At 42.4% G+C, this 1231-nt stretch carries 1 protein-coding gene; it reads right to left on the bottom strand.

Annotated features, from left to right (window positions below):
- The coding region (locus ACIR131C_RS22640) for a hypothetical protein (protein ID WP_196811761.1) at positions 1-1231 on the bottom strand (1231 nt) is incomplete at both ends.

The following is a 1231-nucleotide window of genomic DNA, read 5'->3' as shown; positions in this document are numbered from 1 at the left end:
AGACCAAGTAGAAGCGGCATTAACTGTAGTTGTTCCACTTTCTATGTTGAAGTTACCCGCACCCGTGACACTATTACCTGCATCAAAATTGTAGGTGTTACTAGTAATTTTTAATGTCGCTCCACTATCAATACTGAATGCACCGCTATTACTTCCCCCACCTGAAAGATTTAATGTTCCTGTCTTAACTTGGACTGTACCTGTGTTGTTGAAACCGAAGCCTACATAGGATTCATCTGTAGTTGTACCGTTGGATTTGGTGAAAGTACCAGCGTTGTTGAAGGTGGCAGTAGAGTAATAATAAAAATCTGCGTCACTCTGTAAGTCAATAGTTCCTGTGCTGGTATTGTTCCAAATTGCGTTGTTAGTACCGTTCAAATAGCCAGTACCTGTCCAGACGGTTGCACCTGATGTTTCTAAGGTTGTTCCATCTAGGGTTTGATAACCGCTCAGGTTTAATGTACCACTGACGGTCTTTTTCCCTGTACCGCTTAATGTGCCTCCTCCACTCCAGTTGAGTTTGTTAGAAATGGTTAAAGCACCTGTTCCGGTGAGAGTTCCTCCTGCTGTTAAATTGACGGGAGCAGACAAAGTAGAGGCAGCGCCAATATCCAGATTTCCCGAATTATTGACGAAAACTGCTCCTGAGTAGTTAAAAGCGGGAACAATTTTGACTGTAACATAACTAACAACAAAATTGCCAACTCCAGTAATGTTAGTGCCTGTATTGAAGTTGTAATCAGCATTACCAGTGATGTTTAATGTCGCTCCCGCATCAATACTGAAATTACCAGTATTAGTTCCTCCTGAATACAGAGTTAATGTCCCAGCCTTAACTTGGACTGTACCTGTATTGTTGAAAAGTCCACTAATGGAAGATTCACCTGTAGTTGTACCGTTCGATTTAATTAGTGTTCCGGCATTATTGAAGGTGGATAGATTTCCATACCATTGATAAAAATCAGCATCATCTTGTAGGTCAATAGTGCCAGTGCTGGTATTGTTCCAAATTGCTCCGTCGCCAGTGTATAATGTTCCATTACCAGTCCAAATTGTTGTTCCTGTGGTTTCTAGGGTTGTTCCACCTAGTAGGTGACCGCCGCTCAGGTTTAATGTACCACTGACGGTCTTTTTCCCTGTACCGCTTAATGTCCCTCCACTCCAGTTGAGTTGGTTGGAAATTGTTAAAGCACCTGTTCCGGTGAGAGTTCCTCCTGCTGTTAAATTGACG

Origin of the sequence: Dolichospermum circinale AWQC131C, assembly GCF_000426905.1 — a bacterium.
Taxonomy (GTDB): Bacteria; Cyanobacteriota; Cyanobacteriia; order Cyanobacteriales; family Nostocaceae; genus Dolichospermum; species Dolichospermum circinale.
Note: the sequence above shows the minus strand (reverse complement) of the source record. Positions and strands in the feature narration are given on the sequence as shown.